18 protein-coding genes and 1 pseudogene are annotated in these 24,333 nt (G+C 37.4%); 14 read left to right on the forward strand and 5 right to left on the reverse strand.

Translation table 11 applies throughout. The features are described from left to right. Window positions 1-82: 82 nt before the first annotated feature. Both SanaruYs_RS03400 and SanaruYs_RS03405 read left to right on the forward strand, forming a co-directional pair. Window positions 83-472: a hypothetical protein gene (locus SanaruYs_RS03400; RefSeq protein ID WP_127121092.1), complete on the forward strand. Its 390-nt coding sequence runs from the start codon at window positions 83-85 to the stop codon at window positions 470-472. A gap of 23 nt (window positions 473-495) precedes the next feature. Next, entirely contained in the window at window positions 496-879 is a 384-nt protein-coding gene (locus tag SanaruYs_RS03405) for a DoxX family protein (RefSeq protein ID WP_218022352.1), read from the forward strand. A 348-nt stretch (window positions 880-1,227) separates the two neighbouring features. Here SanaruYs_RS03405 and SanaruYs_RS03410 read toward each other — a convergent pair whose 3' ends face one another. Together SanaruYs_RS03410 and SanaruYs_RS03415 are read right to left on the reverse strand one after the other, a co-directional pair. After that, window positions 1,228-1,518, reverse strand: coding sequence for a hypothetical protein (locus SanaruYs_RS03410; protein WP_127121093.1), 291 nt, complete (start codon window positions 1,516-1,518; stop codon window positions 1,228-1,230). Between the two features lie 62 nt (window positions 1,519-1,580). Beyond that, the gene (locus SanaruYs_RS03415) at window positions 1,581-1,940 is read right to left on the reverse strand and encodes a hypothetical protein (protein ID WP_127121094.1); all 360 of its coding nucleotides are present in this window, start codon (window positions 1,938-1,940) and stop codon (window positions 1,581-1,583) included. A 584-nt stretch (window positions 1,941-2,524) separates the two neighbouring features. Here SanaruYs_RS03415 and SanaruYs_RS03420 point away from each other — a divergent pair. The 6 genes and pseudogenes from SanaruYs_RS03420 to SanaruYs_RS03445 all read left to right on the forward strand — a co-directional run bounded on the left by SanaruYs_RS03420 (window position 2,525) and on the right by SanaruYs_RS03445 (window position 6,827). Next, window positions 2,525-2,731 (forward strand): hypothetical protein, encoded by a 207-nt coding sequence (locus tag SanaruYs_RS03420; RefSeq protein ID WP_127121095.1) that lies wholly within the window; start codon window positions 2,525-2,527, stop codon window positions 2,729-2,731. A gap of 227 nt (window positions 2,732-2,958) precedes the next feature. After that, window positions 2,959-3,644 (forward strand): annotated as a pseudogene (locus SanaruYs_RS03425) (SDR family oxidoreductase). Window positions 3,645-3,870: 226 nt separating this feature from the next. Beyond that, on the forward strand, window positions 3,871-4,326 hold the full coding sequence (locus SanaruYs_RS03430; RefSeq protein ID WP_174842759.1) for a hypothetical protein: 456 nt from the start codon (window positions 3,871-3,873) through the stop codon (window positions 4,324-4,326). 25 nt (window positions 4,327-4,351) lie between these two features. Continuing rightward, entirely contained in the window at window positions 4,352-5,122 is a 771-nt protein-coding gene (locus SanaruYs_RS03435; RefSeq protein WP_127121096.1) for a PRC-barrel domain-containing protein, read from the forward strand. A 191-nt stretch (window positions 5,123-5,313) separates the two neighbouring features. Beyond that, window positions 5,314-6,480 carry a baeRF3 domain-containing protein gene (locus SanaruYs_RS03440; protein ID WP_160118573.1) on the forward strand — a complete coding sequence of 389 codons (1,167 nt, stop codon included), beginning with the start codon at window positions 5,314-5,316 and terminating at the stop codon, window positions 6,478-6,480. A 29-nt stretch (window positions 6,481-6,509) separates the two neighbouring features. Next, window positions 6,510-6,827, forward strand: coding sequence for an HPF/RaiA family ribosome-associated protein (locus tag SanaruYs_RS03445; protein WP_127121097.1), 318 nt, complete (start codon window positions 6,510-6,512; stop codon window positions 6,825-6,827). 13 nt (window positions 6,828-6,840) lie between these two features. Here SanaruYs_RS03445 and SanaruYs_RS03450 read toward each other — a convergent pair whose 3' ends face one another. The 3 genes from SanaruYs_RS03450 to SanaruYs_RS03460 are packed head-to-tail and all read right to left on the reverse strand — an operon-like array spanning window position 6,841 to window position 7,758. Continuing rightward, window positions 6,841-7,161: a hypothetical protein gene (locus SanaruYs_RS03450; RefSeq protein WP_127121098.1), complete on the reverse strand. Its 321-nt coding sequence runs from the start codon at window positions 7,159-7,161 to the stop codon at window positions 6,841-6,843. Beyond that, on the reverse strand, window positions 7,148-7,495 hold the full coding sequence (locus SanaruYs_RS03455) for a hypothetical protein (protein ID WP_127121099.1): 348 nt from the start codon (window positions 7,493-7,495) through the stop codon (window positions 7,148-7,150). Before SanaruYs_RS03455 ends, SanaruYs_RS03450 begins: the two co-directional genes overlap by 14 nt. Window positions 7,496-7,506: 11 nt before the next feature. Further along, on the reverse strand, window positions 7,507-7,758 hold the full coding sequence (locus tag SanaruYs_RS03460; RefSeq protein ID WP_127121100.1) for a YtxH domain-containing protein: 252 nt from the start codon (window positions 7,756-7,758) through the stop codon (window positions 7,507-7,509). Between the two features lie 352 nt (window positions 7,759-8,110). Here SanaruYs_RS03460 and SanaruYs_RS03465 point away from each other — a divergent pair, with 352 nt between their 5' ends. The 6 genes from SanaruYs_RS03465 (at window position 8,111) to SanaruYs_RS03490 (ending at window position 24,330) form a co-directional block, all read left to right on the forward strand. Continuing rightward, window positions 8,111-13,066: a translocation/assembly module TamB domain-containing protein gene (locus tag SanaruYs_RS03465; protein WP_127121101.1), complete on the forward strand. Its 4,956-nt coding sequence runs from the start codon at window positions 8,111-8,113 to the stop codon at window positions 13,064-13,066. After that, entirely contained in the window at window positions 13,050-15,416 is a 2,367-nt protein-coding gene (gene tamL / locus SanaruYs_RS03470; protein WP_127121102.1) for a translocation and assembly module lipoprotein TamL, read from the forward strand. The genes SanaruYs_RS03465 and tamL overlap by 17 nt, the downstream gene beginning before the upstream one ends. Before the next feature lie 258 nt (window positions 15,417-15,674). Further along, entirely contained in the window at window positions 15,675-19,028 is a 3,354-nt protein-coding gene (locus SanaruYs_RS03475; protein WP_127121103.1) for a PAS domain S-box protein, read from the forward strand. 1 nt (window position 19,029) lies between these two features. Beyond that, entirely contained in the window at window positions 19,030-19,656 is a 627-nt protein-coding gene (locus SanaruYs_RS03480) for a response regulator (RefSeq protein WP_127121104.1), read from the forward strand. Window positions 19,657-19,944: 288 nt separating this feature from the next. Further along, window positions 19,945-21,369 carry a phage tail-like protein gene (locus SanaruYs_RS03485; RefSeq protein WP_127121105.1) on the forward strand — a complete coding sequence of 475 codons (1,425 nt, stop codon included), beginning with the start codon at window positions 19,945-19,947 and terminating at the stop codon, window positions 21,367-21,369. Between the two features lie 6 nt (window positions 21,370-21,375). Continuing rightward, complete coding sequence (locus tag SanaruYs_RS03490; RefSeq protein ID WP_127121106.1) at window positions 21,376-24,330, forward strand: DUF8693 domain-containing protein; 2,955 nt, start codon at window positions 21,376-21,378, stop codon at window positions 24,328-24,330. Window positions 24,331-24,333: the final 3 nt, after the last annotated feature.

The raw sequence follows: 24,333 nt of genomic DNA on the forward strand, positions 1-24,333 counted from the left end.
CGCTACTTTGTAAAAAACTAAAGGCACAAAGAGTCTGCACCTTTGCCTTAATAATTAAAATGAGCAACATTTAATTATCTCCATGAAGAACCACAAACTTATAGTACGCTTAGTTCACCTCCTTATTTTACTGGTATTGTTTGCTTGTAGCGAAGACGATGCAAAGGCTGGTAAAAGCCGTGATATAAAATTTGAAATTAGTGGCACTTTCACCGGAACACTTGATGCGACTTACATCACAGCAAGTGGAGGAGGAACTAATGAATCTATCACTTCTTTGCCATGGACTAAAAATATTAAGTACTTATCCACCACTGTAAGTACTTCTATCACAGTTGGTGGTGATGGTGGTGTGGCTGGTCAAACGCTTTTTATTAAAGTCTTTGCTGGTGGTACTTTAGTATCGGAGACGTCTGGTATATCTAACAGTTCCGGGATATTGGTTGTGGCTTCTCCTTCATACATATTTTAAACATTCAGATAACTTTAAATAAGATGATTGACAATACACTTATACTCCGCATAGCACTGGCTATTATTCTTCTATCGCATGGTTTACCAGGGATGTTTGATGGAGGGGTAAACGCTTTCGGAAATTCATTTTTAAACCAAGTCGGATTCTCACCACTGGGTGTGCCCCTTGCCTGGGCTATAAAAATTTCGCATGTACTTTGTGCTATTCTATTGATCGTCAACAAATACATTAAACCAGTTTCCATCGTTACTATTTTAATTTTACTGATGGGAATCATTATGGTTCATGCCAGCGAAGGTTGGTTTGTAGTGGGTGGTGGAAGAAATGGCGTAGAGTATAATTTTCTGTTAATTTGCGTCTTTCTATACCTGATGTTTCCAAAAGGATTAAAATTAAAATCATAATCTTAATCAAAGCACAGCGCCTTTATTCGATCGCTTATTAGATTAATTTTTCAATGAAACTGATATTGAAGAAATGAGAAGCTTTACCAGAGAGTAAGCTATAAACTATGGCATCAGCTGTAAATTCTTACGGAATATGATGAAATCAAAATTCTAATAATTTTAGTTTAAACTACTTTCCACTACTAAGTAAATTGTGTCGATTAGATGTTTATACAAAGCCTTGAAAACTAATATTGCTAAACCTATCTTTCATGCAGACATCCTAGTAAAATTTTATCATAAGTATTATGGCCGGCTTAAAAATAACCGTAGCTGCTATTATGTAAGTTGATAGCGTTCCAATACTTATATTAATGTGTATACATCCATATCTCCATTATGGTCTTTCTCAATAGGTACTTGATAATCAAGTACTGTTGGTACGCCTTGTTTCGGTGAACCATCAACATTAATCGTAGCTGAATTTGGAATCGTAATTGTATAGAATAGGTTTTTCTGTTCTATGGGCTCTCCATAGCCATAAACACTTTTTGATATGTTGTTATGATTGATGTAGTAAACTAGTGTTATCCGGCTAAAGGTTGCATCAGCCGTCTGTAGTTGTCCTGTAATAATTGCATCAGAATAATCCTTCATTCGCCAAACAAAGTCATCGCAGGAACTTATGCAGCTATGATTAGTAACAACAAAAATATTTTTCAGTGATAGACTTTTGCAGAAGGTATAATCGGCTTTAGATCACAGCCGTAAGAGTCACGACAAAAAACAGCGCATGCTGGCAAAAAATCGCGATACTCAAGCTGCTTGTACACTTCACTTTTCCTTATTGGTGAAACCCAGTTTTCCAGGCGAGGACTAAACCAAAAGGAATAAGGCCGAATACGGTCGCTTTCAATTGAAGGTAACTTCTTGAATCGAACACTAAGGTCATAAAAAGGTCTTTTAACCAACACAGCAAGAAGTGGAGTAATTTCTGATCCTCCCCAGTTATTCTGTACATCAATGACCAGGTTGTCAATGTTGTTTAATTCTGTGATGGATTTTTGAATGAGTTGCACATCATGACAGAGCGTATTTTCTTCAGCGGGCGAAGTACATTGTATGTCCGATTCAAATACACTGTAGCCAAAATTAGTAAACTTTAAAACGAGCGTATTTGCATTTTTTAATAATAAAAATTTATCCCCTTACTGATTAATTCCCAGCCCTGCAGTGAGTCTTTATACCTTTTTCTTGCATCGGTTGGTGGAATTCCTTTTGTTTAATAAAGTTTACTGCTAGCCTGCTTTTATCGGAAATGGTAGAGGACGAATGATCATTTTAGCATAAGGATTGCCTAGGAAACTATTTAAGGCATATGGATAAATTTAGAATAAATCCGGAAGTTCTTCAACAGATCACCACCTCTTTCTTATAACAGGCAGGTTATAAATAATTTCTTTCATTCAATTATACTAATAGCTTCAATCCAGATAACTAGCATTATTTATAAAACTCTCCGAAAAGACACTGAGGATAATTGTTCATTGGATGTAGATAAATGACCCTGAGGCTTGCTCATAACCTTCACCTTACATGAAGCAAAGAGCAGACTTCATACTGGCACGAAAATTCTTAAAGTACGATTAGAATTTAAAATGCTATGGAAAAACCTAAAGACTTACCAGGAAAAGAAGCGCCCTCAGTGGAAGAGCCAATAACAAATCCAGTTTCGCCCGTTATTGAAACTCCGGAACCACCACAAATCATAGATCCTTCTGCCCCACCCGACATCGAAAGGAAAAAAATAACACCCCCTCGAGAGAAGCGAAAAGGAAAACCGCTAAAAACATCCAGCCGGGTTTTATAAAGCAAACGAAAAAAGAAATTGAGTAAACAATAGTCTACTAAAGCTACAGGCAGATGCAAAAGCAATCCAAATCAAAGCAGTTGAGAAAAAAGCAGATTCAAAAACGGCCAGGACTTGAGAGTAAGATGAAGCCACAACCTCTTTCTAAACTTCCTGAATCTACTTAAGGAAAACTATTCGGGAAAGTTGCACTTATTACAGGTGGTGACAGCGGTATTGGAAAAGCCATTGCTGTTCTTTTTGCTCAGGAAGGTGCTATGATTGTGATCAGTTACCTGAATGAACATAGTGACGCCAAACAAACTCAGCGAGAAGTAGAAATGCATACTGAATGCCTGATTGTTCCTGGAGATTTAAGTAAGGAAAAATATTGCAGAGAAATAGTAAAAATGGCTATTAAGCGTTTTCAGAAATTAGACATCCTAATTAACAATGCTGCACTACATTATGAAACTGAGAAATTGCAAGAACTTTCAACGCAACAATTATTGACAACTTTTGCTACCAACGTATATCCTTATTTTTGGGTAACAAAGGCAGCACTCCCATATATGAAAAAGGGCAGTTCTATTATTAACACATCTTCTGTTACTGCCTATCGCGGAAGTGCTTCCTTAATCGATTATGCCTCAACAAAAGGTGCCATTGTTACTTTTACCAGAAGTCTCTCATCCAATCTGGCCAAAAAAGGAATACGTGTTAATGGTGTTGCTCCTGGCCCTATTTGGACACCTTTAATCGCTTCTTCATTTTCCGTAAAAAAATTTCCATGTTTGGCAGTGAAGTACCCGTGGGGAGAGCCGGTGAACCCGCAGAAGTAGCGCCAAGCTATTTGTTTCTTGCTTGTGCAGACTCAGCCTACATGACTGGCCAGTTCCTACATCCCAACGGAGGCGAAATTGTAAATGGGTAACCTTAAATTAAACCAATTTTTTCGAGACAAACATTGGGCATATTCATCCACACTCAGTAGTAACATTCTCTCACCTTATCTCAATTTAATTCTCTTTCAAGTTAAATTAACACCAATCCAGAATGGCTCATAATGTGCTTACTTAATTAAGTACTCAATAATTTAGACAACAAGATTGTGTATCACTTGAAAAATATTTTCGGAACAAACTCAAAATAATAATATTATGATACAGAAAACGATAGAATTGAACATTGGATTAAAGAATAAGTTTTCTGGCGTATTGGTGATAATAATGCTGCTTTCGATTACTTCATGCTCTCAGAAAATTCCCTTTCTCACTTCATCAGTTGTACCCTCTGCTGAAGGGGTAGTTACAGTAAAAAGTGACGACAATAAAAATTATATTATCGATTTAAGTGTAATGCGTTTGGCTGATCCAACAAGGCTTACACCTTCAAAAGTGGGTTATATAGTATGGATGGAAACAGAGAATAATCGTGTGAAAAATATAGGACAATTAAAAACATCAACTGGATTTATGTCTAAAACACTTACAAGTTCTTTGGCAACAGTTACCCCCTTTAAGCCTATTGAAATTTTTATAACTGGTGAAGAAGATGTTGCTACATTACATCCAGGGTTAGTAGTGCTAAAGACGGGGACTTTTTCAGTTAAATAAATAAAAGCGAATCAAAATTCTAATCATGAAGCAAAGTGTAAAAAAAATAACCGGCTTCGCTATGGGAGCAACAGATGGCGAAATTGGAAAAGTGAAAGAGTTCTATTTTGATGATGAATCATGGGTAGTTCGATATCTGATTGTGGACACAGGCAATTGGTTGTTTGGCCGGGTAGTACTCATTTCTACGGAAGCAATTATTGCTACGGATTGGAATAATAAAATATTTTCTGTTAACCTCACCAAAGAACAAATAAAGAATAGCCCGGATATAAATACGGACTTACCTGTTTCACGACAGGAAGAGATCAAACTACAAAAATATTATCCTTGGGTTAAGTATTGGGGTGGTGGATATTATGGTGGCGGTGGTGATGTATTAGCGATAAGTCCTGGACCGGTAATCATGGGGTTGCCACGAACTAATCTTACTGAAACAGAAACCGAACAAGAGAAAAATGCCGATAAGCACTTACGCAGTACTGAGAAAGTAACAGGCTATAAGATTAAAGCGGTTGACAGTGAAATTGGAGATGTTGAAGATTTTATAATTGACGAATCCAAGTGGGAAATAGATTTTTTATTGATTGATACAGGTAAATGGTTACCTGGTAAAAAAGTGCTGATCTCTCCAAAATTGATCCATGAGATTGACTGGGAGACTTCCACAGCATATGTTGAAACCTCTGTAGCATTTATAAAAAGTAGTCCCGCATATGATCCTGCGCAATTAATAAATGTTGTTGATCTTGATAACCTTAACAAGCACTATGGTGAATTAAATACGAATTCGTAAGATTTAATTCCTATCTGCCTAATATTCTCCAATACGAAATCAGTTTAAGTTCCTTCTAAGTTCAAACAGAATTAATTAGGTAAGCTTATTAATCTATTACAACTAAGAGCAACCTAAGCAAGCGCTTAGGCATACAGTAGCGTTAATATTAAATTAGTAGCTAACAAAAAACACTTTCAAAACTTCAGAAAATGAAAATAAAACTAAAACTGCTTACTAAAGAATTGATTAGTGAGTTATTAACTATCACCGTATCGCCTTGTATATCACTTTACATGCCTACGCATAGAATTCATCCTGAGAATATCCAGGATCCAATCAGATATAAAAATCTCGTTAAACAAGTAAAGGAATCTCTAATAGAAAAATACCCAAATGCTGAGATTGAGACGCTGCTGGAATCATTCGAAACGTTAGCCCACGATGAAGACTTTTGGAATCATACAAGCGATGGACTTTGTGTATTGGCGGCACCTGCTTTTTTCGAAGTAATTCAATTGCAACTACCAGTTGAAGAACTTGTAATTATCGAAGAAAGCTTTCATAGCAAACCACTTCGTCAAATTTTACAATCAGAAGATCGTTATCAAGTTTTGGCACTTACCCAGGATACTATACATCTTTATGAAGGAAATCGTCATTCATTAATTGAAATCAAATTACCGGGTGGCTTTCCAAAAACAGTTTCAGAGGCGCTAGGTGATGAATTGACTGAAAAGCATTCTACTGTAGCTTCCTATGGAGGAGTAGGTAGCGGCAGCACAACTATACATCACGGACATGGTGGAAAAAAAGATGAGGTGGATAATGATGCTGAACGATTTTTTCGTTTAACTGCAAGTGCCATTTATGACAATTATTCTAATCCTCTGGGGTTACCCTTACTTTTGGCAGCCTTGCCAGAACACCATAATCTATTTAAGCAGGTAAATAAAAATCCATTCCTTTTGGCAGAAGGAATTGAGATAAATCCCCAGGCCGTTACAATAGAAAAATTGGCGGAATTGTCCTGGGAAATAATGCAACCTCTGTACTTAAAGAAATTAGAATTGTTAGCTGAAAAATTTAATCAGGCAAAATCAAATGGACTTGGAAGTGAAACGATAGATGAAGTGATTGAAGCAGCTGAAGCCAGCCGGGTAGATACAGTCTTTATTGAGGCGAATCGCGTAATTGCTAAAAGATTAAGAAATAAAGTAACAGGCACCTTTGAAACTGCAGATACAACACAACCTGTTCTGGACGATCAATTGGATGACATAGGTGAGTTAGTAAACAAAATGGGAGGTACTGTAATTATTATCCCAAAAGAACAAATGCCTTCAGAAACTGGTATTGCAGCCATATTTCGTTATTGAAAAAAATCGACACAAGTTAAACTTGCTATATGACTATACAATTCAACACAGATAATAATGTACATGGAACTGAAGAATTTATAGCTCTCTACATAGTACAGATAGAGTCAGTTCTTAGTAGATTCAGTGAACATATTACCCGTCTCGAAGTACATCTTTCTGATGAAAATGGGCCTAAAAATGGGATGAATACCAAACGATGTTTATTGGAAGCTCGATTAGAACACAGACAACCCATTGCAGTTTCCAATCAAGCTGATACACTTGATCAGGCCATGGATGGAGCACTTGTTAAGTTAACAGCTACGTTGGATACAATTATGGGTAAATTAAACAATCATAAATAAAGATTTGCAATGGCTACTCTTTCTTACTGTTACCAATAACCTTGGAGGATAGCGTTCTTAATAATGTAGGAACAATTAATCGTGTAAACCAGCCTGCCTTTCTCAAAAGCTTTTGCCCTACAAACAAATCAATGGCTAGTGAAGTGCCACCCTTCAACAGTGAGCTATTGCCACTTCCTTTGTTTTTAAAAATATTCACGATATTCATTACTGGTGTCAACTTCTCTTTAAAGCCATCTACATGTTCATTAATGATTCGCTTTCGGTCTGCAATAATTGTCTCAGTCATTCTTCGTGCTGCCACCAATTCATCATAATTATTAATTCTGTTCATAAATTTTCTTGATAATAAAATTTCTGATTCCTGGCACCAAAACTTTGCTTGAGGTAAGCAGTATCAAGGTAAAAGCTAGTGTATATACTCCTCCTACAATAAAAAATCCAGCTTTAATATTGTCCATGGCTTCACCGAGCCACCAAGCTGCACCGAATCCTATAAATAGTAGTATGAATAAGCCGAGTATTAACGATAAGAGGCCTACAACACTCGTAGATGCTCCTAAAGAGGTATATTCAATTGCTTTAATGGTAATAAGATCACGATAGGCTGCAACCAAATCGGTACCCACATCCACCAATTCTTCACTGCTCTTCCTTTGCTTACTCATAATAATTAATTTTAGGTATTTCTATAATCTGAGAATTCGGATTCTAGTTCATCTACTTCATTTTGCGCTTTTGATTTAAATTCAGATGCGAGCTCCTTGCCCATAACGATTAAACCTGAAAATTGACTTAGCCAATCTTTTGCTCCGTCTTTAATTTTCTTTTGAAGATCTGTTCCCTTTTCAGGTGCCAATAACATTCCGATGGCGGCACCTGCAGCAGCTGCTACTGTGATTCCAAGAATTACTTTTGTTGTTGTATTCATATAATTTGTTTACGGTTTAATAAATTTTTTTAGTGCTTTGATCAGTAATGCTGCCCAAAAAATTGAATTACTTTATTTAAGTCAGTTACTACTGCTTGAGCACGAATAGTGCCAGCTCTCAACTTTGACGTTTCTATTCGATTTTGATTAATCAATGGTCTTCCTTTCTACTTTCGTAAGTACTTGAGATCCTATTTATTGCAATTAATCGTCACACTCAGAGTATTATCATCAATTTGTGGAAATTTTTACACACCAACGGCTAAACTTTATTGAATTCACAAACAATAAGCTGGCTTGTTAATTGTATTTTTGAGGTTTGCTATTCCGCTATTAATTCAGAATTACTAAAGTGAAGGATGTTAAAAATGTAAAAAGGATACTATTTAAACTTTTACGCTGGACAGGAGGTATTTTAGGAGCCCTTCTTGTATTGCTAGTAATTCTAATATTAGTAATCCGAATTCCCGCTGTACAAAATAACTTAACACAAAGAGCAGTTACTTTTTTAGAGAATAAGATTAGCACTAAAGTCCAACTTGACCATATTTTTGTTTCCTTCCCCAAAAAAATAGTGCTTGAAGGACTGTATCTCGAAGACCAGTCGGGAGATACACTATTTTACCTAGGAAAGTTGGGTGTGGATACAGATTTATGGGGGCTCACGCAAAACCAAATGACACTCAATACAATCGAACTCAATTATTCTACAGGCTTCATCAAACGTTCTGCAATTGATAGCACATTTAATTTTGACTACATTATACAAGCTTTTGTCGGTGACACCACCCCTACTACTGATAAAGAAACACCCTGGAAATTTATTATTGGTACAATTTCAGTTTCAGAAACCAAATTTACCCTTAATGATAAGTACTCCGGTAATGATGCCTCACTAAAAATTGGTGAATTGGAATTAGCCATGGATGATTTTGATCCTGATAAATCAATTTATGCTATTGAGTCTTTTGAACTAACTGATACACAAGTTAAAGTTATACAAAACAAACCGACTGTCTCAAGTACCGATGAAGACATTCCTGTATCTCCGCTACCAGCCATAAGTTTTGAAGAAATTAAACTTAATAAGGTAAAAATTAATTACAAAAATCCTGTAGTAGGTCAAACCATCTATGCTAACCTTGGCACCTTAAACATTGAAGCAAATGAAGTTGATCTCAATTCGCAGAAACTTGACATTGATGAAATAGCACTGCTTGAGTCAGTCATCTCGTATCGTCAAGATAAACACCAAGATAAAAGTATCAGTATACAAAAAAAGGATAGTGTAATCCTTTTCACAGGTATTAACATTCCTTGGGATATTAAAGTCAATGAGCTCAAACTTGCTGGTAATAGTTTGCAGTACGATGACTTTAACATAAAACCAGAAAAGAGTGCTATCGATTTTAACCATTTATTGGTGTCTGATTTAAGAATAACAGCAGAAGACATAGCCATTAAAGGAAAAAACATAAGTGGAAACATTGATCAAGTGTCATTTAAAGAGAAAAGTGGTTTCGCTTTGGATACTTTTTCTACTGAGTTGGCACTAACTGACCATCAGCTTGATCTGAATAAATTCATTCTTGAAGTGGGTAGCTCTAATATTGAATTGAAAGGCAGTGCAAATTTTCCATCACTTGTACAATATGATCAAGCCTCTGTCAATTTTCAACTTAACAAAACTTCGATTGCACTAAAAGATATTCTACTAATTGCTCCGACCCTTTTAGATAGTATACCTGTAGATTTACCTGAATCGACTACACTTAGTATTGAAACGGATATAAGGGGATCATTAGCAGATCTGACCGTTAATAAATTTAATCTTAAAACACTTGATAGCACCGCAATAGCGTTAAAGGGAAACATAAAAAATCTGCTTCATATTGATCGTGCTATCCTAAATTTTGAACTCCAAAAATTTTATACTACTGCAGAAGATATTCGAATAGCGCTTGTAGATTCTCTTATTCCTACATCCTTGCAGTTACCAGAATGGATTGAAATGAAGGGCAAATATACAGGCACAACCAAAGCGTCAACAATCAATGCTGCTATTACATCTGATGTTGGTAATATAAATGCTGAAGGTACTTTAGACCTCTCAACAGTAGCTGAATATGATATCATTTTAAAAACTCAAAACCTTCATATTGGGAAAATTCTTATGCAGCCTGAAACAATGGGTACGCTCGATATTCAGGCCGCGGTTAAAGGTTCCGGATTTACAATGGATGTGGTTAACACAACCTTTGATGTGGCCGTTCAACAATTTCAATACAATCAATACAATTACAAAGATTTCAACTTAGAGGGGACACTCGATAAGTATCTCTTTTCAGGAACGGGATCTTTGCATGACGAAAATCTGGATTTTGTCTTATCAGGCGACTTAGATTATCAACAAGAAATTCCCTTGTACAAATTCACGTTTGATTTAAAAAATGCTAATTTTCAAAAACTCAATTTATCAGAACGCCCGCTTAAAGCAAGAGGAACGCTGAATATCAATCTGTCCACTTCAGATTTTCAAATCATTAATGGAAACTTAGCCATCCGAAAAGTAGCCATTTACAATGGCGAATCACTTTATACAGTCGACTCGCTTTTGTTTGCCAGCATCGATCAGGAAGGTGAAAGCAGTATGAACATAGAATCTGATATTATATCCGGTGAGTTTAATGGAACCTTTAATTTGTTCAGTCTCGGAACTGTTATGCGCCAACATATCAATCAATATTTTTCGTTACAAGACAAAACCTTAACAACCTATAAAACACCTCAAAATTTTAAGTTTAATCTTACGTTGAAAAACACTGACCTGATTACTGAGATATTGATACCGGAGTTAGACCCCTTTATTCCTGGAAAAATTAGTGGCGAATTTAACAGTGAAGAAAATAGACTCAACATAGAAATAGGCATTGCCAGTATAAAATATAATACTACAGCAATGGATTCACTTTCGGTACTCATTTCTTCCGATGCATCCGCGCTGAACTATAAATTTCGATTAAAAAACATCACGCAGGACACGCTCACCATTGATGCCGTACAGCTTACTGGAAAAATTCAGAATAACGTTATAAACAGTGCATTTCAAATTTTGAACTCAAAAGACGAAAAGAAATATGTATTAGGAGGTAATATTAAAAGTGAGCAAGATAATTTTCGATTTAGCTTTTTGCAAGATCAGGTAGTGTTAAACTATACAGAATGGACTGTACCCAAAGACAACTACCTTGATTTTAGTTCAGTGGGGCTACAAGCCCATAATTTTGCTATTACAGGTGGCGAAGAGAAAATAGCCTTGATAACAACTGTAAGAGACTCAACAGTCTCCTTAGAATTTCAAGACCTGCAATTGTCAAGCCTATCACGCATTATAAGAGGCGCAATGCCTGCCAGCGGAAAGCTCAATGGCAACTTTAAATTTACAACTTCAGATAAGGGAAATTTTAAGTCCAAACTTCGAATTGACAGACTGGAAATATTAGATCAACCTTACGGGGATTTGACCATGACTATGTCGCATACAAATAATCGATATGGAATTGATCTGCAAATTAAAAATAAAGATTCTAACTTAAAGGCTACCGGATTTTATCAATCCGATAAAACAACATCTGCATTTGATTTTTCTGTGGCTCTATCCCCTTTTAATCTTAAACTGATTGAACCACTTTCTTCCGGACAATTAAAAAATGTTGAAGGAAATGCTGAAGGAAATCTTCATATCACCGGAAACTTTAAGGAACCAATTGTGCGTGGTAAAATCGGCTTCCAAGATGCCTCATTTAATTCAACCTATTTAAATAGTACCTTCTTTCTTAAAAACGAAACCATTTCTTTTGAAGAGTCGGGCTTAGCCTTTAATGATTTTACCATAAGTGATGATAAAAAAAATAAAGCTGTTATAGATGGAGATATCCTTACGCAAGCATACAAGGAATTCCGATTCAGGCTAAGGCTAACCGCTAGTAATTTTCAGCTATTAAATACCACCCAAGAAGATAACGACCTATTCTATGGCAAAGTTAACGTGAATACTGTAGCTCAAATTACCGGTAATGCCAACCGTCCTAAACTTGATATAACAGCCAGTTTGAGTAAAGATAGTAAACTAACCTATGTAGTACCGCAGACGCAGAAAAGTGTTATGGAACGCAAAGGGATTGTACAATTTGTTGATAAAGATGCTGTACTAGATCCTTTCCTGGCTAACATTAACATCGAGGATACCGTTGCCTCCGTTTTTGGTGGTATGGATATATCTGCAAACCTGGAACTGAGCGATCAGGAAACATTGCACATTGTTATAGATCCACAAACAGGTGATAAACTTTCTGTGAAGGGAAACGCTACACTCAATTTTGATATGACTTCGTCAGGAAATATGAACCTATCCGGGCGTTATGAAATTACGGAAGGTTCTTATAATCTTTCTTTTTACAAACTAATGAAGCGAAATTTTGCTATTGAAAAAGGAAGTACAATAGTCTGGTCAGGTAATCCACTTAATGCACAATTGGATATTCGCGCCCGCTTCGAAGTTGAAACAACTCCGTTGGATCTCATCGCCAATCAAATTAACACCACCGATCAAACGCAACTCAACTCCTACCGTCAACGATTACCATTTTTTGTACTCCTGGATATCAAAGGACAGTTACTGGCACCACAAATTACTTTTTTACTTGATATGCCAGTGGAAAAACGAGGTGCCTTTGGTGGTGCTATCTATGCAAAAATAACGGACATTAATACAAGAGAATCAGATGTAAATAAACAGGTGTTTGCCTTGCTCATTCTAAAACGTTTCGTTTCAGACAATCCACTAGAAAGTCAGGCTGGTGCTGGTGTAAGCAACGCAACCCGTACAAGCGTCAGCCGAATCCTGTCCGATCAACTCAACAGACTTTCCGAAAACATAAAAGGGGTTCAGCTTAGCCTCGATATAAAATCATATGAGGACTTTTCAACAGGTGAAGCTCAGGGTGACACACAAGTACAGCTTGGTGTTTCTAAATCCTTACTAAACGATCGTTTGGTTGTAAAGCTTTCAGGGAATGTCGATGTCGAGGGGGAAAACACTTCACAAGAAACTGTATCAGATTATATCGGTGATCTGGCGCTGGAATACAAATTAACCAAGGATGGCAGGTTTAGAGTGACGGGCTTCAGAACAAGCAATTACGATATGATTGATGGAGAACTCATCGAAACCGGAGCAGGCCTCATTTACATCAAAGACTACAACACCTTAAGAGAACTATTCAAACGAAATGCAAAGGAGAAGTAAAACATTATTATCAGCTGCCTTACCTCCCTCCCTGCGAATTCTTGGCTATTTGCTTTGTTGCATATTCGTGTCGGGATGCACCGCTACCAAATTTTTAAAGGAAGGTGAAACGTTTTACGCAGGTGCTGATATTCAGTTAAAACCACAAGGTAAAATTGATGGACAACGTGAGCTAAGTAAAGCATTGGAAACGTTGGTACTTCCGGCACCCAATGGAACAATTTTAGGTATGCGCCCTGCTGTTTGGTTTTATTATTCCGCTGGCATAGTCGAAAAGAAAAAAGGCTTTCGCAATTTCGCTAAAAACAAGTTAGGTAAGACTCCCGTTCTACTTACTGACGCCACACCTACTGAAACAGCGAAAGTCCTGGAAGGTCAATTGAATAATGATGGTTATTTTAAGTCGAAGGTGAGTTTTGAGGTAAAGACTAAACGTAAGAAAAGTGAAGTAATATATACGGTCATACTTGAGCGTCCCTATCGAATTCGTAGTATCAATTACATTTTTCTTGATACAATGCATGCATCAAAACTTAATGAAATCAAAACTACTTCGCTGCTTAAAGAAAATCAACGCTATAGTCTGGAGCTATTGAGTGCCGAGCAACAGCGCATTCAAGAGGTAGTGGAAAATGAGGGTTATTACTATTTTGACGACCGCTACTTACTTTTTAAAGCCGATACAACAATTGGCAAACGCATGGTTGAACTTGATTTAACCATTGAACCCGGAATCCCCGACCGGGCGAGACGTATTTATCACGTAAGGGAAATTTACGTTTTCCCTAACTATACACTTTCCAACGATAGTCTGGCCACAACGGGTGACACTACTGTAGTTGATGGTTTCAAGTATATCGATAATCAAAATAACTTCAGACCAACAATAATAACAAACGCAATTAACCTTAAGCCTGATAGTATCTATAAACGAGTTAATCATGAGTATACACTAAGTCACCTAATGGGCCTCAACACTTTTAAATATGTAAACATAAAATACCGTGGAAACAGAAGCGATTCTTCCGGACTTTGGGCATATATTTACCTTACACCCCAGCTGAAAAAATCTTTACGCTTTATGACAGATGTTGTTTCAAAGTCAAACAACTTTGTTGGACCGGGTATGGAATTCACCTTTACCAATCGAAATATTTTTCGCGGTGCGGAAATGTTTCAGTTTAAATTAAATGGATCATACGAATGGCAGGTGCGAAACAAACAAACAACAAATCTGAATGCCCTTGAAATTGGCGTTGAGGCCAGTCTCTCAGTGCCTCGTTTTATCACGCCATTCAACATTCAGTACAATGCTGCAAAGTACCTTCCGCAAACACAAATCAAGGCTGGGTATAGTTTTCAACAGCGACTCCAATATTTTCGTTTGAATTCGTCAAACATAAACGCTGGATATACCTGGCGGGAATCCACCCTCAAAACACATCAGTTGCTTCCGATAGATCTTACCTTCGTTCAAAGCACTAAAACATCAAAGGAATTTGATGATCTGTTGAATGCGAATCCAACCTTGAAAAATTCATTTCAAAATCAGTTTATACTCGGTTCCAGTTATTCATATACATTCAACACCCAATTGAGTGATGATATAGATCAGAAATACAACATCAAAAACGTAAAAAGATCTGACTACTACTTCAATGGAAAAGTAGATGTTTCAGGAAATATTGCAAATGCTATACAATCCACAAAATTTACGGAGGAGCAGAAACCTTACTTACTATTCAATGTGCCTTATTCTCAATATGTACGTACGCAACTCGATGGTCGCTATTATCATCAGTTTGATAAACACAACAAAATTGCAACGCGTGTTTTAGCAGGTGTTGGTTACGCTTATGGAAATGCTGAAAACATGCCCTATATTAAACAATTTTCAGTTGGTGGATCGAGTAGTTTGCGAGCTTTTCCCGCACGATCAGTCGGCCCTGGTACATTTAATTTTCTTGATACTGATTCGATCTTATTTATCGATCAAAGGGCAGATATCAAATTGGAAGGAAACGTTGAATATCGCTTCGATATCATAAAAGTAATGAAGGGCGCTTTGTTTTTTGATGCCGGCAATATCTGGCTTATTAAAGAAGATAGTTTAAGAACCGGGGGGCAATTTAATAAGTCTAAATTTTTACAAGAGATTGCTGTAGGCACCGGCTTCGGGTTACGGTTTGACTTTAACTTTTTTGTATTACGATTTGACCTTGCTTTTCCTTTGCGGAAACCTTATCGTGAAGAAAAAAATCGTTGGGCAATAGATGAAATCAATTTTGGTAATAAAAACTGGAGAAGAGAGAATCTGATTTTAAACATTGCGATTGGCTATCCTTTTTAAAAGGATCATTAACAAATTATACATTTTATACTACAATACTGCACTAAAGTAGAAAACATATCAAAATCAAAGCAATTAATAAATTATTTTCTACTGGCATTCAATGATAATGTCGTATATTAGGAAGTGATCATCACCTCTAAATTAAAATAAGTTTCTTCCCTTCAGTATTTTTTCACTGTATACTGATTCATTATTTTTTTACTCATGTGTTTTACATCACAATGTCTGATCGACATTTTACTTTAAACCATTATAATGAGAAGATCCGGTATTGTAGGAATTACTGTTTTTAGTTGCCTCTTGTTGCTTACACAATATATATCTTACCAGCGATATTTGATTCGCAAAGAAGCTGAACAGCAATATGTAGCGAGGGAACTTAATGCTATAAGTAATAGACTCGAGGCTGTAGTAAGCTATAGCCAATCAGCCGTAAAAACACTTGCCTTTATTGTAGCGGAATATGGTATACCCAGAAACTTTGATTCCATAGCAAGAAATATTCTTCAATCTTCCCGATACATTGATGCATTACAACTCACCCAAAAGGGTATTATCACGCATACTTATCCGTCATTTGGTAATGAAGCAGCGATAGGTTTTGACATTCTAAGCGACAGTGTAAGGCGTCATGAAGCAAACCGTGCGATTAAAAAAGGAGAATTGTTCTTTGCTGGTCCATTTGAGCTAATGCAGGGGGGGCTTGGCATAGTAGGGAGACTCCCTATCATTAAAAAGGATGAGTTTCAGGGTTTTGCAGTAGTTATCATAAAGTTAAATACAATGCTGAGTGCAATAGGAATTGATACTACTCAGCAAGGTGAATTTTTATATCAATTATCTAAGACTAATACAACTACACAACAAGAGGAATATTTTTTATCTCAATCTTTTGATGAAGATCATGGTACGTATGCCAGTATAGAGATACCAGCTGGTGATTGGAAAATAATGGTGATGGCCAACAAAAAGCAGCGGTTCTTTTTTAACATCACATTTTCAATAGTAGGGTTACTGCTTTCTATGACCAGTGGCTTATTTGCCTGGTATTTCGCGCAGCAGCCGGAAAAACTCAAGAAGTTGGTAAATGAAAAAACAATATTAGTAACTGAATCTCAGAATCAATTTAGGACCACTTTAGAGCGTGTGAGTGATGGTTTTATCTCGTATGACCTCGAGTGGCGCTATCGGTATATTAATTCAGCTGCCGAAGATTTACTTGGGTTAAAACTTAATGAATTGATTAACAAAAATATTTGGGAGGAGTTCCCGGAACTTATCAATCAACCCATTTATGAAGCATACCATAAAGCAAAGGAAAATCAACGGTACGTGTTCTTTGAATCCTATTTACCAATCTCCAAAAAATGGTTTGAGAATCACCTTTATCCATCTGCTGATGGGTTATCAGTGTTCTTTAGAGATGTTACTATTCAAAAGAATACAGCAGAAGATATTTTAAGAGCTTACAAAGAGAAAGAATCAGTATTACAGCGCATCAGCGACAAAGTTATTTCGCTTGACACAGAATGGCGTTATACCTTTTTAAATGAGGCTGCATTGCAAGATCATCCGGCTGGTAGTGAAGGTGCACTTGGAAAAATAATATGGGATGTACACCCGGAACTTCAGGGAACAGTTTTTTGGGATAAATATCACGAAGCATACAACAACAAAACAACGGTGGCTTTTGAAAGCTTTTATGCTCCTATGAAGAAATGGTTTTCAGCAAAGTGTTTCCCATCTAATGATGGACTCACCGTTTTTTACCAGGACATTACCGATAAGAAAGAAAAGGACAAATTGATTGAAATTAATGAAGCTCGACTAATCGAAGCGCAATCTGTAGCCAACGTTGGTAGTTGGGAAACAGATTTCTTAACACTAAACGTAATTTGGTCACTGCAGACTTACCACATTTTTGAATTGGATCCAGCCAGTTTTAAACCATCTCATACCAGCTTCTTAGATTTTGTTCATCCACAAGATAGAGATAAGGTGGATAAGGCATTTACTGAATCTTTTCAATATGATGATGATTTCTTAATTGAACATAGAATAATAACCCAGGGCGGTAAAATCAAATGGGTGGAAGAACGCTGGAAAGTTTTTAGAAACGAAAAGCGTACTCCCTATCGGGCTGCTGGTACTTGTCAGGATATAACCAAACGCAAAGTTGCCGAAATTGAAAAGGCGCTTATGATAGATAATACAGAAGAATCATTTATTCTGGTGGATAATGATCTTATTATTATTTCTTTTAACAATCAATTTTACAAGCTACACGAAGAATACTTAGGCTTTAAGGTGGAGAAAGGAAAATCTATCCTAGCCTATGCACAGCCTGAGAGACAAAATGCTGTTAAAGAAATCTATTCAAATGTGTTAGGTGGAAAAACGAAAGAGTCAGAGATTAATTTTCCATTGAAAGACGGTACGGCCAAGGTGTTTTCAATAAAATACAAACCTGCCAGGAACGAGACCAATGAGATCATTGGTGTGTTTGTAACTACCCGCGACATTACTGAGCGCAAAAAAGCGGAAGCACAAATTCAAACAGAAAAATTTTTCTCCGATTCATTGATCAATAGCCTTCCTGGTATATTTTATTTATACGATGAGAAAGGTGTTTTTTCGCACTGGAATAAAAACTTCGAAGATATATCCGGATACAGTGCAGAAGAAATCAAAAATATGCATCCACTTGATTTCTACGATGAAGACGAAAAACTTCTGATAAAGAGTAGCATAGACACTGTTTTTTCATACGGACACAAAGAAATCACCGCTCATTTTTACACCAAGGATAAAAGGAAAAAACCCTATTATTTCAATGGACATAAAATCGTAATCAATGGAACCAGCTACTTGATTGGTGTAGGTATTGATATTACTGAGCGTATTCAGGCGGAGAAGGAACTCTTGGTCTATACTGAAGAAATTAAAAGACTTACAGCACATTTGGAACAGATACGGGAAGACGAGCGTACACGTATTGCTCGTGAAGTCCACGATGAACTTGGTCAGCAATTAACAGGCTTAAAGATGGATGCCTCTTGGTTGTCGAAACGAATTGATAAGGAACACACATCTATCCATGAAAAATTATCGGGAATGACATCACTCATGGACCACACGATTAAGACCATCAGAAGAATATCAACTGATTTACGACCTGGTATTCTGGATGATCTGGGGTTGGTGGCTGCCTTAGAGTGGCAAAGCACGGAGTTTGAAAAGCAATATGGAATAGTATGCGTTTTTAAGTCAGAGGTAGGTGATTTACAAACAGAAAGACACTTAGCTACCACGGTATTTAGAATATATCAAGAGGCACTAACCAATATTGCACGCCATGCACAGGCAACCGAAGTCGAGTCGATTTTTCAGAAAAACGCTACCCACCTGATATTGACGGTAAAAGACAATGGACAAGGTTTTAATTACAAGGAGGTGAAAAGCAAAGGTACCCTGGGCTTAATTGGGATGCGTGAAAGAGCCATAATGGTAGGTGCAGAATTGAGTATAAAAAGTAAAAATGAGACTGGAACCATTGTTAAATTACAAATTCCATTAACTTTACTATTGCCGTCTTCCCCAGGACAATAGTATGAATATTCTTATAGCAGATGACCACGCAATTGTGCGTAAAGGCCTTATAGAACTCATTCGTGAGGCCTATCCATCTGCAAACATTACAGAAGTTGTCAATAGCCATGAAGTACTTGATCAAGTTGCCAAACAAACGTGGAGTATAATCCTTATGGATATATCTATGCCCGGTAGAAATGGCGTTGAAACCTTGAAGCAAATACGCAGTAACGGAGTAAAAACACCCATCTTAATGCTCAGTGCGCACCCTGAGGATCAGTATGCTTTGCGTGTGCTCAAAGCAGGTGCTTCAGGCTTTTTAAACAAAGACATCGCTACTGATGAATTACTTGCTGCCATAAGTAAAATTCTATCTGGTAAAAAGTACATCTCTGCAGCGGTAGCAGAAATGCTTGCCGAATTTCAAACCGATACAAGTCATAAGTCTGCTCACGAACTTCTCTCCGATCGGGAAATGCAAATGCTTCAACTCATTGGTTCAGGAAAGACTGTTTCTGAAATTGCGGAGCAGATATCACTTAGCGTGAACACAATCAGTACCTACCGCACACGACTTTTAGAAAAACTGTGTCTCAAAAACAATGCAGAACTGATCAAGTATGCAATAGATCACGGATTAGTATAGTCTACCGTTGGACATAGTTGGTTTAAGTCATCCAAAAATCAATCTAGCTGGATTAACCGCTTTACTTCATAGTAACCCACCAATGTAGTACAAACCACTACGTTCTTATCATTATTCAACCTAGTTGATACTGCATTACAATTCATGTGTTTTGTAGTACAGTACAGCTTGTCAGAATTATTACTATTTAATTCTTCGCTGATTGGTAGATACCTCTGCTTTCCAATGATTACGCTTTAAACAGCTATAACAATTCGCTCTCAAACGATTGACGTTAATCGCAAATTTATGATAAAGAAATCCCTCTTCACGCTGCTCATTAGTTGTATTAGTCTACTAACAATAGGCCAAAACATTGGCATAAACGGCACTGGTGCATTACCCGACACGAAAGCCATGCTCGACATTGTTTCCACCACAAGTGGTTTACTTATTCCTCGCATGACTACCACACAACGCGATGCCATCACATCACCTCCGAATGGGTTGCAGATTTATAATATTACTACCAACACGCATGATATTTATAGAGGTACACAATGGGAATCTATGGCTTCAATCAATCCAGGAGCAAATTTAGTATACGTCTATTCCCTTGCTGATCTCCCTTCACCTTCTGGTGGTGGCATCACACTTGACGCTAACAAAATGTATGTCTTCTCTGGGATTGTAAATATTTCACCCAACTACCTTAATCTTAATGGCGCAGGTCTTAGAGGAACAGATCCTGCCAAAGATGGCGTTATGTCATCAGTAAGTGGTGGTGTTTTGAGAAGCACAGGCGTATCTGTATTTCTGGAAAATATAGCTGTTATACCATTTAGTGCGGGCACAAAAGCTTATGATTTTACTGATGCAACAGGTACTAAGTATTGTAACCTGTTTTCAGGTTGCTCTGTAGTAGAAATTGGTGTAGCCAGTTTAGGTGTAGGGCAAGTCAGTGGTTTTAAAGCCACTACAATTATGAAAAATTATTGGAGCTGTGCAGATGGCATTAAAGTAACCGGTACAGTGGACAAGTTTGCCTCAGCATATAATTTCATTACAGGAATTGCCAGTGGTGGTAAAGGAATAGAGTTTCTCTCCGGCTTAACTATCAATGATATCGATCTTTCAAATAACTATTTTATCTACACAGGTCAAACAGGTGTAAAGGTAAATGCAGGTGCAACAATTGATCGTGGACGTATGACCACCAATATGTTTCGCGGAGTAACAACTTATATAACAGGTTTTGACTCCTACACGCCTGAATGGGAAATGCGGCAAAATACAAACATTCCTAACTCAAGAGCATTCAGCTCTTTGTATATGAATAATAATGCAACTTCCACCTCACTACCAGTTGTGAGTACATTTTACAAAATAGCAGGTACAACTACACCACTCAATGAAAAGCGTTTCACAGCAAGCAATAACAGACTAACTTATAACGGTAAAGATGCTATTGCAGGCAAAATACTAGTGATTATTGGCGTCAAAGCACCAAGCAATAATTCCGACTTTTCGATTGCCATTGCTAAAAACGGAACTGCCATATCAATTCCCAATGGATCAATGGCAGCTACGAATGCTAATCAAAGCTTCCAAATTACGCTTGAGACTGAAGTTGACTTAAATACAAATGATTACATCGAGGTATTCATAAGAAAAAATAATACGAACACATCTAGCATAACAGTTGAAGAATTACAATTTAGAATTACAGACTAATTCGGCATGAAAAAAACACTTTTATTTTTATGCGTATTAATAGTCTGTTGTATTAATGAAAATAGTAACGCCCAAGCCAGGGTGATACTTAATGGTGCTTCTATTGTTATAGCAGAAGGGGCACAATTAGTTGTTGACAATTCAGCCCCAGATGCCATCACCCACAATTCGGGCTTCATTGTAAGTGAGGGCGAACACAATATTATTAAATGGAATATCGGCACAACTATAGGAACGTACACCATTCCATGGGGTTATAATGCAAATTACATTCCACTCACCCTTTTTAAAACAGCAGGCATTGGAAATGGTCATTTTCTATTCTCCACTTATCATACCGGATGGCAGAACAGTGCGGAATTACCGATTGGCGTTGCCAACATGCATGGTGCATCTGGCACGGACAACTCTGCTTTTGCTTCTGATCGATTTTGGCAAATCAATGCTCAAAATTATACAGCTAAACCCACACTTTCATCCCTTGCGCTTACCTACATCGATGTTGAGCACTCAACCGTTGGCAATACGATCAACGAAAATAATTTAAGGGCAAATCGTTATAACAGCAATTTAGCTAGTTGGACAGATAACATATTAGAAAGTACACTGAACACTGCCGATAATACGGTAATCGTTAATTCAGTAGACGAGGCAAATCTAAACGATTGGTGGGTTGTCGGTATGTTGGGTGTAAATCTGTATTGGGTGGCACCTTCTGGTTCTACCTCAAATCTTTCTGCCAACTGGTCATTAACTTCTGGCGGTGTGGGCAATGCAGGTATTCCGAGTTTGGTAGATGCCATGATTTTTGATAGTAACAGCACAGTAGATAGTGAAATTGATGCAGATCTAACGGTTGCTAATTTTATTATTGATGCTGATTACACTGGAACTATTACACAAGGTGGAAGTAAAATTACGGTTACTAATATAGCTGAATTTTCAGGTGGAACGTTTACAGGCGGAACTGCCGACATAGTTGTAGATGGAACATTAACTCTTTCAGGAATCGACTTCACATCCACATCCACTACGCTAGAAATTAAAGAAAATTTAATAGTCAGCAGTGGAAGCTTTATCCACAACAATGGAACTGTACAATTTTCTGGCACTACAACTCAAAATATTGATGGACTAGTCGAGAATACGTTTAATCATATTAGTATAACAAACACTACTTCCAATCCTGGTGTGAGTATTGAAAGTAACCAAAATCTGGAGGGTGTATTAACCTTGGTTGATAATTCGATAGTGGATGCAGATGGAAGTAATAACACTGCGATATTCACCTTAATTTCCAATAGCGATAACCCTACCAATGATGCAGCTATTGGCATACTTCCTGCTGGAGCACAAGTTACAGGAAATGTAACGGTTCAGCGCTTCATGGCTAAAGAAGGACCTGATAACAATCGGATATACCGCTACATTTCATCTCCTGTTCAAAATGCGGCCGTAAGTGATTTTCAAAATGAAATTCCGGTAACTGGCACTTTTACCGGAGCCAGTACATGTTCAGGGTGCCTTCCAAATCAATCCATGTTTTCATACGATGAAACGGATATAGCAGACACCGATGGAAGTGGAACAGCTGACCTTAACGATGGTTATGTCAATTTTCCAATTGCAGCTAACTCAGAGACATTTATACCCGGAAAAGGATATACTGTATATGTTAGAGGTAATATTTTAAGTACAACGATGTGGGATCTGCGTGGCACTGTCAACACAGGAAATGCCACAAGTATTTCATTGCCCATAACGTATACATCATCTGGAGATATTTTGAATGATGGATGGAATCTTGTCGGCAACCCCATGCCTTCATCAATTGATTGGGATGCAAACACCGGGTGGACAAAAACAAATCTGGACGCTACAATCTATTTAGCAGACAATGGCAATAGTACACTTCAATATGCCACATGGAACGGCACAACAGGAACTAATGGAGGTTCGCGCTTCATTGCAATAGGTCAGGGCTTTTGGGTTAAGGCGAATGGAGAGAATCCAGTACTAAGCACTAATGAAAATACGAAGGCTGCTGGGACGCAAACTACCTTTTTTAGAGAAGGCGCTCTAGAAAACCTGCTGCGAATAACCATGACAACAGGAATAACCCGTGATGAAGCAGTTGTGCATTTTCGTGAGGATGCTACAACTGATTTTGATATTTCAGCAGATGCATGGAAACTAAATAATCAACTGTTCAACCTTAGCACATTATCAAGTAACAATGAAAAACTAGCCATTAATTCCTGGTCTGAATTATTGTGCAGCACTTCAATTAAACTCAGCGTAACGGAAGCCGCCATGGGTACATATACGCTTAAGTTCACCAATATCGATTCATTCACTGATGATACACAACTTGTTTTGAATGATGCCTTTGCAACTAATTCAATTACTATTGTTGAAAATTTAGAATACACCTTTACTGTTACATCAGATCCAAATTCGCAAGGCACTGATCGCTTTGTTTTACATTTCCAAAGGGAAGCCCCTCCTATTGTTATTCAAACAGTAGCAGAAGAACTTTCAGTGGGCTTTACTGAAAATATTCAATGGTATTTCAATGGGCGCCCAATACCTGGTGCAACTCTCCCAAGCATCCAGCCTGACTCATCCGGTACCTATAGCGTGGTGGTTAACTATAACGGCTGTGTCCTCGAAGGGTCAGCTGAATTTCTCGTGACCGCCATTGATGAAGTTATAGAGGACTCCCCTATTGTCTATCCTAATCCAGCAACCGAAAAAGTATATATACAATCACAAAAGGGTGGTATGGAAACGATTTACCTGATCAACGCTTTAGGGCAACAAGTTGACAAAATTCAATCATCTATAGTTGGTGAACAGCAGACGGAGATATTCTCAATGGAAGAGAGGCCAATTGGTGTATACCTAATTAAAATTATTAAAGGGCAAAATGTGTACCTGAAAAGAATTATTAAAAACTAATAT

The sequence above is a fragment of the Chryseotalea sanaruensis genome (assembly GCF_003990915.1).
In the GTDB taxonomy this organism is placed as follows: domain Bacteria; phylum Bacteroidota; class Bacteroidia; order Cytophagales; family Cyclobacteriaceae; genus Chryseotalea; species Chryseotalea sanaruensis.

Excerpts from the sequence above, each read along its gene's own strand:
- SanaruYs_RS03400 (WP_127121092.1), top strand. The coding sequence starts at position 83 with ATGAAGAACCACAAACTTATAGTACGCTTAGTTCACCTCCTTATTTTA.
- SanaruYs_RS03405 (WP_218022352.1), top strand. The coding sequence starts at position 496 with ATGATTGACAATACACTTATACTCCGCATAGCACTGGCTATTATTCTT.
- SanaruYs_RS03410 (WP_127121093.1), bottom strand. The coding sequence starts at position 1,518 with ATGAAGGATTATTCTGATGCAATTATTACAGGACAACTACAGACGGCT.
- SanaruYs_RS03420 (WP_127121095.1), top strand. The coding sequence starts at position 2,525 with ATGGAAAAACCTAAAGACTTACCAGGAAAAGAAGCGCCCTCAGTGGAA.
- SanaruYs_RS03430 (WP_174842759.1), top strand. The coding sequence starts at position 3,871 with ATGATACAGAAAACGATAGAATTGAACATTGGATTAAAGAATAAGTTT.
- SanaruYs_RS03435 (WP_127121096.1), top strand. The coding sequence starts at position 4,352 with ATGAAGCAAAGTGTAAAAAAAATAACCGGCTTCGCTATGGGAGCAACA.
- SanaruYs_RS03440 (WP_160118573.1), top strand. The coding sequence starts at position 5,314 with ATGAAAATAAAACTAAAACTGCTTACTAAAGAATTGATTAGTGAGTTA.
- SanaruYs_RS03445 (WP_127121097.1), top strand. The coding sequence starts at position 6,510 with ATGACTATACAATTCAACACAGATAATAATGTACATGGAACTGAAGAA.
- SanaruYs_RS03450 (WP_127121098.1), bottom strand. The coding sequence starts at position 7,161 with ATGAACAGAATTAATAATTATGATGAATTGGTGGCAGCACGAAGAATG.
- SanaruYs_RS03455 (WP_127121099.1), bottom strand. The coding sequence starts at position 7,495 with ATGAGTAAGCAAAGGAAGAGCAGTGAAGAATTGGTGGATGTGGGTACC.
- SanaruYs_RS03460 (WP_127121100.1), bottom strand. The coding sequence starts at position 7,758 with ATGAATACAACAACAAAAGTAATTCTTGGAATCACAGTAGCAGCTGCT.
- tamL (WP_127121102.1), top strand. The coding sequence starts at position 13,050 with ATGCAAAGGAGAAGTAAAACATTATTATCAGCTGCCTTACCTCCCTCC.
- SanaruYs_RS03475 (WP_127121103.1), top strand. The coding sequence starts at position 15,675 with ATGAGAAGATCCGGTATTGTAGGAATTACTGTTTTTAGTTGCCTCTTG.
- SanaruYs_RS03480 (WP_127121104.1), top strand. The coding sequence starts at position 19,030 with ATGAATATTCTTATAGCAGATGACCACGCAATTGTGCGTAAAGGCCTT.
- SanaruYs_RS03485 (WP_127121105.1), top strand. The coding sequence starts at position 19,945 with ATGATAAAGAAATCCCTCTTCACGCTGCTCATTAGTTGTATTAGTCTA.
- SanaruYs_RS03490 (WP_127121106.1), top strand. The coding sequence starts at position 21,376 with ATGAAAAAAACACTTTTATTTTTATGCGTATTAATAGTCTGTTGTATT.